At 46.9% G+C, this 9101-nt stretch carries 8 protein-coding genes and 1 tRNA gene; 5 read left to right on the top strand and 4 right to left on the bottom strand.

The window, feature by feature from the left end; translation table 11 throughout:
* Window positions 1-358: 358 nt before the first annotated feature.
* A complete protein-coding gene (gene pyrC, locus EWV68_RS10640; RefSeq protein WP_061430544.1) occupies window positions 359-1393 on the top strand; it encodes a dihydroorotase in 1035 nt (344 codons plus the stop codon).
* Between the two features lie 39 nt (window positions 1394-1432).
* Here pyrC and EWV68_RS10635 read toward each other — a convergent pair whose 3' ends face one another.
* Both EWV68_RS10635 and EWV68_RS10630 read right to left on the bottom strand, forming a co-directional pair.
* Entirely contained in the window at window positions 1433-2728 is a 1296-nt protein-coding gene (locus tag EWV68_RS10635) for a Glu/Leu/Phe/Val family dehydrogenase (RefSeq protein WP_287169750.1), read from the bottom strand.
* Window positions 2729-3038: 310 nt separating this feature from the next.
* The gene (locus tag EWV68_RS10630) at window positions 3039-3200 is read right to left on the bottom strand and encodes a CAB/ELIP/HLIP family chlorophyll-binding protein (protein WP_487353236.1); all 162 of its coding nucleotides are present in this window, start codon (window positions 3198-3200) and stop codon (window positions 3039-3041) included.
* A gap of 257 nt (window positions 3201-3457) precedes the next feature.
* Between EWV68_RS10630 and EWV68_RS10625 the strand changes: the two genes are divergently transcribed.
* Window positions 3458-5020 carry a B12-binding domain-containing radical SAM protein gene (locus EWV68_RS10625; RefSeq protein WP_024969022.1) on the top strand — a complete coding sequence of 521 codons (1563 nt, stop codon included), beginning with the start codon at window positions 3458-3460 and terminating at the stop codon, window positions 5018-5020.
* A 260-nt stretch (window positions 5021-5280) separates the two neighbouring features.
* Window positions 5281-6360, top strand: a complete 1080-nt coding sequence (locus EWV68_RS10620; protein WP_061430541.1) for an AOC03_06830 family ribosome hibernation factor — start codon at window positions 5281-5283, stop codon at window positions 6358-6360.
* A gap of 2 nt (window positions 6361-6362) precedes the next feature.
* On the opposite strand, the gene EWV68_RS10615 is transcribed toward EWV68_RS10620, so the two are convergent.
* Window positions 6363-6806, bottom strand: coding sequence for a molybdenum cofactor biosynthesis protein MoaE (locus EWV68_RS10615; RefSeq protein ID WP_147072799.1), 444 nt, complete (start codon window positions 6804-6806; stop codon window positions 6363-6365).
* Between the two features lie 584 nt (window positions 6807-7390).
* Here EWV68_RS10615 and rdgB point away from each other — a divergent pair.
* A complete protein-coding gene (gene rdgB / locus EWV68_RS10610; protein WP_061430540.1) occupies window positions 7391-7984 on the top strand; it encodes an RdgB/HAM1 family non-canonical purine NTP pyrophosphatase in 594 nt (197 codons plus the stop codon).
* Here rdgB and lipA read toward each other — a convergent pair.
* Window positions 7947-8852: a lipoyl synthase gene (gene lipA / locus EWV68_RS10605; protein ID WP_409880494.1), complete on the bottom strand. Its 906-nt coding sequence runs from the start codon at window positions 8850-8852 to the stop codon at window positions 7947-7949. The two genes, rdgB and lipA, sit on opposite strands and share 38 nt — an antisense overlap.
* Before the next feature lie 71 nt (window positions 8853-8923).
* On the opposite strand from lipA, the gene EWV68_RS10600 reads away from it, so the two are divergent.
* Window positions 8924-8997 (top strand) — tRNA-Pro (locus EWV68_RS10600).
* Window positions 8998-9101: the final 104 nt, after the last annotated feature.

Genomic DNA, 9101 nt, shown 5'->3' with positions numbered 1-9101 from the left:
CCGGCGACTGTTCGAGTTTTGTCAGGGAGATTATGGTGGTGACCCTTGCTACGAAGCGGTCTTTTCCGACCAAGGTTGGGACGGTCTACCACCTCTCTCAATATACAAGGTTGGGTTGACCCAAGGAAACCCAACGCCTGCATGGGTTACGCTACCGCTAACCCATCCTACAAATAATTTTGCCTCCCTACTTAAGACGCATTTTAACTGCCTATCCTTAGATTACCTGAATTTCCCCCCCCAACCCCCCCGACATCGGGGGGGCAAGGGGGTAGGGTTGCCTCCTGCCCCTGCCTCCTGCCCCCTGCCTCCGTTATCTTGGGTGAGGTGGGAACCCTAACCGTAGTATGATTAAACAATGCGAAGACTCACAATGACTCGACCCGACGACTGGCACCTTCATCTCCGCGATGGTGAGGCAATGAAAGCGGTTCTACCCCATACGGTGCGTCAGTTTGCCCGTGCCATTATCATGCCGAATTTAAAGCCACCAGTGCGCTCGGTGGCTGATGCTGCCTCCTATCGCGAGCGCATTCTGGCAGCAGTTCCAGAGGGTCAACAGTTCGAGCCACTGATGACCCTCTATCTCACCGATAATACCAGTCCCGAAGAAATCGTGGCGGCGAAAGCCTCCCAGTTTGTCAAAGCGGTGAAATACTACCCGGCCGGTGCGACAACTAATTCCGACTTGGGGGTGACGGACCTTCGTCGGTGCGATGGCGTTTTGGCAGCGATGGAGCAGGTAGATATGCCGCTACTACTGCACGGAGAAGTTACCGATGGTGATATTGATGTGTTCGATCGAGAGAAAGTGTTCATTGAGAAGCACTTAATCCCACTGATAACAAGATTTCCCAAGCTGCGGGTGGTGTTTGAACACATTACCACTGCTGATGCGGTCAAGTTTGTTCTATCTGCTAACAACAATGTCGCCGCCACAATTACGCCCCAACATTTATTATTTAGCCGAAACATTCTCTTTACCGGTGGCATTCGTCCTCATTTTTATTGCCTGCCGATTTTGAAACGAGAGGATCATCGTTTGGCACTTTTGCAAGCGGCAACATCGGGCAATCCCAAGTTTTTTCTAGGGACCGATAGCGCGCCCCATTCTCGCTACAGCAAAGAAAGTTCCTGTGGCTGTGCGGGTTGTTATTCAGCCCTGCACGCCCTAGAGTTGTACGCAGAAGCCTTTGAGAGCGTCGATGCGCTTGAGCAACTAGAAGGGTTCGCCAGCTTCCACGGTCCAGATTTTTATCAACTCCCCCGAAATACCAAACAAATCACCTTAACCAAAACCCCTTGGCGCATTCCCGATGAATTGCCATTTCCCGAATCCGGACTGGTGCCGTTACGAGCGGGTGAAGAGATAACCTGGCAATTAGGGGAATAAAAACCGCCAGTTTTAGCTTGCATATAATGTTTGTGGCTTTTATGCTCCCGTCTTATTTTGATAATAATCGCGGGTTCCCTTGGCATCTAGGGCTTCTCCGAGACGAGCAATGGCCTGGGCGTAGGCGGCGTTACGCAGAGATATATCGAACTCCTGGGCGAAAGACCAGACTTTTTCCGCTTCTGTCACCATTCTTTCTTTTAAGCGCTCATTGATCTCGTTTAATCGCCAATAAAGACCGCTGCGATTTTGCACCCATTCAAAATAACTCACCGTTACCCCACCGGCGTTAACCAAAATATCGGGGAAAACGAGAATCCCTTTTGAGTCTAAAATGCGATCGGCTTCTGAGGTAGTCGGACCGTTGGCCACTTCAAAGATATATTTTGCCCGCACGCGATCGGCATTTTCGGCGGTAATTTGGTTTTCTAGGGCAGCCGGAATCAAAACATCCACATCTAGGGCTAATAATTCTTCATTACTAATCGCCTCGTGTTCCACGATATTACACACAGTACCCTCACAGTAAATAGCAGTAATTCCGCGATGTTCCTGTTTATACTCACGAATGCTGGCAATATCTAGGCCTTTTTCCCGATAAATGCCGCCCTGGGAATCACTTACCGCCACCACTTGATAACCGGCTTTGGCGAGGAGATCCGCCACTACGGCCCCAGCGTTACCGAATCCCTGAACGGCTACGGTAGTATTAGCGGGTTTTTTGTCTAATTTCGGCAAAAGAGAATGAATAACATGAAAAGCTCCCGTTCCCGTCGCCGTATCGCGGCCACGACTGCCTCCCATGGTTAAAGGTTTCCCCGTCACCACCGCCGGACTAATTTTACGCTGAATGATGCTGTACTGGTCCATCATCCAACCCATGATCATCTCGTTGGTATAGACATCGGGGGCAAGAATATCGATATCGGGACCGATAAAGTCGGCTATACCCTCGATATAGCCCCGGCTAAGGCGTTCTAACTCGGCTTTTGACAATTCTTTCGGATTGAGGGTAATGCCGCCCTTAGCCCCACCAAAGGGCAAATCCAGCAGGGCGCATTTAAAGGTCATCCAAAAGGCTAGGGACTGCACCTCATCAATGCTGACGTTGGGATGATAGCGCACCCCTCCTTTGCCGGGGCCGCGGGTGTCATCGTAGCGGACGCGGTAGCCTTGGAAGATTCTTAAAGTGCCGTTGTCCATACGGACGGGTATGGAGACGCTGAGACTAGCTTTGGGATATTTTAACCGCTCGATCGCATCATCGGAAATGGAGACATACTTAAGGGCGCGTTCTAGGCGACTGCTGGCATCGGTAAAGAGTGATTTCGACATGATTTTTTTCCCCCTATCTATCCCCATTAGAACATGAAAAAACAGTATATTTCGCTACAGTTTATTTTTCTTAATTAACCATAGACAGGAATTGCCGACAAGTATTCTCAAACAAGGTTACTTGAGAGATTTTCCAGTACATCAACTACCCTACACCCTACACCCTACACCCCACACCCCACACCCCACTTCCCTATCACCCCACTCCCCCATCCCCAACCTGCAACTAAAAAAGGGAAAGAGCGATGCTCCTCCCTTTTTTGATAATTTATTCAAGACGATTGTAGATGCACAGCAATCGAGGCTGAAATTACATTAAGCCTAATTGAGCAAGGATACCTTTGTGGGTTAAGTATTCCGTAGCTACGCCAATAACGAAACCGAGCATGGCTAAACGACCATTCCAGTTTTCAGCGAAAGCGGTGAAGCCGAGTTTGTTTTCTTGCTTATCCATGGTGAATTGCCTTCCTATAATAAAATTGCATTTGATTCAAGTGCTTGATATTAAATGTAACATAACTTCCCAGACTATGCAACATTTGTTTACATAAATTTTATTAATGTTGACCATAAACTTTTATGGGGGCAGGGTCAAGGGTGGGCATGGCGGCCGAAAAACAAGCCTGATCCTAGTTCTAGGGCTAAATAACGGTTTTCCCATCCCTGACCGAAAAAGATTACAATCAAGCGAAAGGTCAAGAATCGATCGCCATCGAGCGAGGAGTGAATATGCGCGCCTTACTGATTTATCCCGTTTTTCCGCCGACTTTCTGGTCTTATAACAAAATTCTGGAATTAGTCGATCGCAAAGTCTTACTTCCTCCCCTGGGTATGGTGACGGTGGCGGCGATTTTACCGCAGGAATGGGAATTTAAACTGGTCGATCGCAATATTCGTGCGGTGACAGAAGCAGAATGGGACTGGGCCGAAATAGTGATTCTTTCGGGCATGATTGTGCAACGTCAAGATTTAATCGAACAAATTCACGAAGCCAAGCAACGGGGTAAACTGGTGGCCGTGGGTGGTCCCTATCCCACTTCTATCCCCCACGAAGTGGCCGAGGCTGATTTTCTGATTCTCGATGAGGGAGAAATCACCATCCCGATGTTTGTGGAAGCATTGGCAAAAGGAGAAACTAAAGGTGTTTTCCGCACCACAGAAAAACCCGATGTGACAATTACCCCGATCCCACGCTACGATCTGCTCGATTTTGAAGCTTATGATTCCATGTCGGTACAATTCTCGCGCGGATGTCCCTTCCAGTGCGAATTTTGCGATATTATCGTTCTCTACGGTCGTAAACCCCGCACCAAAACCCCCGCACAATTATTAAAAGAATTAGATTATCTCTACGAGTTAGGTTGGCGCCGGGGCGTGTTCATGGTGGATGATAATTTTATTGGCAACAAGCGCAACGTTAAATTACTCCTCAAAGAATTAAAAGTTTGGCAAGAAGAACACCAGTATCCTTTCCGGTTTAACACGGAAGCATCGGTAGATTTAGCCGCCGATCCCGAATTAATGGAAATGATGGTCGATTGTTACTTTGATGCGGTCTTTTTAGGTATTGAAACCCCCGACGAAGAAAGTTTACAATTAACCAAAAAATTCCAAAATACCCGTAGTTCCTTAACCGAGACGGTAGAAAAGATTATTAAAGCCGGATTGCGCCCCATGGCGGGATTTATCATCGGTTTTGATGGCGAGAAAAAAGGAGCGGCCGATCGCATTATTAATTTTGTCGAAGAAGCGGCCATTCCCACGGCTCTATTTGGAATGTTACAAGCTTTACCCAATACCGCCCTATGGACTCGCTTGGAAAAAGAAGGACGACTAAGATTAACGGGGAAACAGGACATTAACCAAAGTACCCTGATGAATTTCGTTCCCACCCGGCCGATCGAAGATATTGCCACGGAATATATTGAAGCCTTCTGGAAATTGTACGATCCGGAGGTATTTCTTGATCGCACCTATCGCTGTTTCCTGAAATTAGGCGCACCTAAAGCGAAACCTGCCTTTAAACTGCCTCGACGGGCCGATCTCTATGCCCTAGCGGTAATTATCTGGCGACAGGGCTTTAAACGGTCCACTCGCTGGAAATTCTGGCAGAATTTATTCGGTATTTTGCGCCATAATCCCGCCAATGCCGAACACTATATCACTGTCTGCGCCCACAACGAGCATTTCCTTGAATACCGTCAGATTGTCCGGGATGAAATTACGGCACAATTAGCCGAATTCCAACGCCAAGAGGCATTAACAGCGGAAAAAACCGCCATAGCGGCCTAATTATTCCGAGGATGGGTAAATAACCCATCCTGAACATTTTCTGTCCTGATGGTGGACGATCGATAAATCAATAATATTCCTAGTTTTCTGGTTAAAAATTCCCTCAATCTCTGCCAAAGCAATTCAGTATAAATTCTTAATTTTCTAGATATAATTACATTTTTTCCCTAAAATGTTAGCTGGAATACTGAAGAAATCGAGAAAATCTGGATAAAGCCAGTATTTTTAGCTCCTTAACCCTATCAATCAAGCTAAAATCAATGATTACTCGTCAAGAACTTAAGAAACTACAATCCCTAACTCAAATACCCGCCCTTTCCATTCTCTTACCTACCCATCGCACCTCACCGGATAACAAACAAGACCCTATTCTCGTTAAAAATTTGGTCGATGAAGCAAAGCGCCGATTATCGGCAGAATTCTCTAAACGTGAAATCGAACCTTTGTTCGATCGCCTCGATAGTCTAGTGGCTGAAATAGATTATCCTTATACTCTAGATGGATTAGCTATCTATATTGGTCCGGATATTGCCAAGCTTTATAACTTGCCTTTTTCTGTCCAGGCAAGAGTTGTCATCGATAAAACCTTTGCCACACGGGATTTAGTTTATGGATTACATCGAGAACAACCCTATTGGCTGTTACTATTAAGTCAGGGTTCTACTCGTTTAATCTCAGCTACAGGAGAAACTCTCGAAGAAATTCGCGATCAAAATTTTCCCTTAGAAATGACTGGACCGGGGGCTACCGCACCACTGCCCTTTGATGCCGATACCAGTTATCTAGATGATAGAATCCGGCGATTTTTCCAACAGGTAGATAATGCTCTGAGTGAATACATTGACATTGATGATTCTTCCCCTTTGATTGTGGGTGGAGTGGTTCGTCAAATTTCCTTCTTTCAAGAAGTTTCACAGTACACATCAGCAATTGTTGGCACTTTAACCGGCAATTTTGACAAAACCTCACTGTCAGAATTAATTCCACAAGTATTGCCGATTATGCATTCAGTGCGTCAGACTCAAAAAACTGAAGCCCTGCAAGCTTTGGACGCAGCAGTCAGCGCTCAAAAAGTTATCTCTACCCTGGGAGAAGTGTGGCGTTTAGCGCAGGAAGGTCGAGGAAAATTGTTATTAGTGGATAAAAATTACCATGTACCCGCAGTTTTAAGCGAAAACGGTGATTTGATACTGGTGGAAAACGTCGGTGGTACGGAGGTAATCGATGATGCAGTGGATGAAATTATCGAAGTGGTATTGGCCAAGGGAGGACGTGTAGCTTTAGTCGATGAAGATTCCTTGAACGATTACCAAAAAATTGCCTTAATTTTGCGTTATTAGACCTAATGGGCCGTTTCACAAGCGCCAATACTAACCCATTGACTAGAACCATCAGACCAGTATTCTTTTTTCCAGATGGGGGCATTATGCTTGAGAGTATCAATAGCATAACGACAGGCTGCGAAAGCTTCCCCCCGATGGGGACAACCCACCGCTACTAAGACGCTAATTTCCCCGATTTGTAGCTTACCGGTGCGATGGTGAATGACAACTCGATTGGTATCGGGCCAGGTTTGCCGAATTTGCCGAGCAATTTGCCGGAAAACCTCGATCGCCATGGGTTCGTAGGCCTGATAATCAAGATAAATAACCGGTTTACCGTCGGTTTGCTCCCGTACAGTGCCACTCATTAGTACAATAGCACCATTAGCCCCATCATCGGCTAATTGATATACTTCCTGCAAAGATAAGGGAGCAAAACTGACGCGAAAACTATCTGGTGTCATGGATGAGGTGATGGGGTGTAGGGTGTGGGGTGTGGGGTGTAGGGTGTGGGGTGTAGGGAGTGGGGTGTGGGGTGTAGGGTGTGGGGTGTGGGGTGTAGGGTGTGGGGTGTAGGGTGTGGGGTGTAGGGTGTTGGGTGTGGGGGGAATAAATAAAATAATCTCCTGACTACTGCCTTCCTTAACAACATAGCTATCGCTTTTTCGGAGTCAAGAGATGTTTCTATTTTTTCATCTTCAAAAAGACAATTGCTGTCAAACCAGCGAGTCAAGTATTTTGGATGTATTTGTACTTCCTTGATATGTTTGTCTTTGAGGTGGGTGGGTGGAATTAAATATAAGATGAACGTAGGTTGGGTTGAAGCATGAAACCCAACGCCCGCATGGGTTACGCTACCGCTAACCCATCCTACAAATAATTGTGCCTCCCTACTTAACTTTAATCCTCGCAATAATCAGGGGGAAATGTCCGTCCGATCCAAAGCAGTCAGGGAGTTAAAAGTTTTTACTGTAGCTTTAGTGTATAGTGAAATATTCTCAACGTCAAGCCGTCCTAAAAGGCCGGGGTTTCAAACCGATTATTTTCGATGAAAAAATTAATTCTAGCCACGAGTAACCCGGGTAAATTAGCAGAGATAGGGGAATACTTAACTGATATTGACCTAGAATTGCAGTTAAAACCCGATGATTTAGAGATAGAGGAAACCGGGGCGACTTTTGCCGAAAATGCTTATTTAAAAGCTGCTCAAATTGCCCTAACATTGGGAGAATGGTCGATCGCTGATGATTCGGGATTGGAAGTAACCGGGTTAGGAAATGCCCCGGGGATTTACTCGGCCCGCTATGGTAAAAATGATCGAGAAAGAATCGATCGCCTCGTCAGAGAATTAGGAGATAATCAGGATCGCTCGGCCCGTTTTGTCTGTGTAATTGCGATCGCACGTCCCGATGGTGAGATTGCCTTGAGCGCCACAGGAATCTGCACGGGAGAAATTCTCACCAGTCCTAGGGGTGAGGGTGGTTTTGGTTACGATCCGATTTTTTATGTTCCCGAATACGCTTTAACCTTTGCGGAAATGTCTCCCGAATTAAAAAGAAAAATTAGCCATCGAGGACGAGCTTTTCAGCAATTGCTGCCCCATCTCAAGACTCTCGCGGGTACAAATTCATCAAGGCTCTGACTTGTTCAGCATGATAAGAGCTTCTTGTCAAGGGACTCGCAACAATTTGTAAAAATCCCAGAGATTCCCCATATTCGCGCCAAGCGTGGAACTGTTCAGGGGTGATAAATTCCTGCACACCGAGATGTTTTGGCGATGGTTGCAGATACTGCCCGATGGTGAGAATATCACAATCGACGGCCCGTAAATCATCCATCACTTGCCGCACTTCCTCGTCGGTTTCCCCCAATCCCACCATAATGCCCGATTTTGTGTAGGTAGCGGGAACAATGGCGCGAGCGCGCTGCAATAATTCTAGAGAACGCTGGTAATCACCCTGGGGACGCACGCGACGATAGAGACGGGGAACAGTTTCGGTATTGTGGTTTAAAACTTCAGGTTTAGCGGCAAGAATTAAAGCTAAAGCCTGCCAATTGCCACAAAGATCGGGAATCAGCACTTCGATGGTGGTTTTTGGGGAAATGCGGCGAATTTCCTCGATACAACGGACAAATTGACTAGCGCCACCATCAGCCAAATCATCGCGATTGACAGAAGTGATCACTACATGATTAAGATCGAGACGTTGCACTGCTGCCGCTAGTCGCAGGGGTTCCGTGGAGTCTAAAGGTTGCGGTTTTTTCTCAAAATCTATATCACAGTAAGGACAGGCGCGAGTGCAAGCAGGACCCATAATTAAAAAGGTAGCCGTCCCCGCGTGGAAACATTCGCCGATATTGGGACAGGAAGCCTCCTCACAAACGGTATTTAAGCCTAAATCGCGTAAAACTTCCTTAACACTGCCGACTCGCTGCCATTGCGGTGCTTTTACCCGTAACCACTCTGGTTTGACCGTCACGCCTGAACTACTCCGATAATTTTTGCCTATATCTGTAATATCCTAGCAAGTCTCGACCCACTCAAGGCCGAATATGCTATGATAATTTAGCTAAAAACTTTCGGGATGTAGCGCAGCTTGGTAGCGCACTTCGTTCGGGACGAAGGGGCCGCAGGTTCGAATCCTGTCATCCCGATTAAAGACAATCAAGGGTAGATCCCCCCGCCTATCGGCACCCCCCTTATCAAGGGTAGATCCCCCCGCCTATCGGCACCCCCCTTATCAAGGGGGGCAGGGGGG

This window comes from Microcystis sp. M_QC_C_20170808_M9Col (assembly GCF_007095495.1).
GTDB lineage: Bacteria > Cyanobacteriota > Cyanobacteriia > Cyanobacteriales > Microcystaceae > Microcystis > Microcystis aeruginosa.
Note: the sequence above shows the minus strand (reverse complement) of the source record. Positions and strands in the feature narration are given on the sequence as shown.